1 protein-coding gene is annotated in these 284 nt (G+C 60.9%); it reads left to right on the top strand.

Annotated elements, in window-relative coordinates:
- The coding region (locus tag B2W52_RS12800) for a pseudouridine synthase (protein WP_286803428.1) at window positions 1-284 on the top strand (284 nt) is incomplete at both ends.

Raw genomic sequence — 284 nt, 5'->3', positions numbered from 1 at the left:
CAGGTGAGCTGGCAGGCCGAGGAAATCTCCCTCGATATTGTCTATGAGGACGAGCACTTGCTGGTCATCAACAAGCCCGCGGGCCTAGTAGTGCACCCGGCGGCCGGCCATGCCGATGGAACCCTGGTCAATGCCCTGCTGAACTACGCACCGGAGGTCGAGAATCTGCCCAGGGCGGGTATCGTACACCGCCTCGACAAAGACACCTCGGGCATTATGGTCGTTGCCCGTAGCCTGATTGCGCACACGTCCCTGGTCGACCAGCTACAAACCCGAACCATGGG

It is taken from the genome of Marinobacter sp. UBA2498, assembly GCF_002341575.1.
GTDB lineage: Bacteria > Pseudomonadota > Gammaproteobacteria > Pseudomonadales > Oleiphilaceae > Marinobacter > Marinobacter manganoxydans.
Note: the sequence above shows the minus strand (reverse complement) of the source record. Positions and strands in the feature narration are given on the sequence as shown.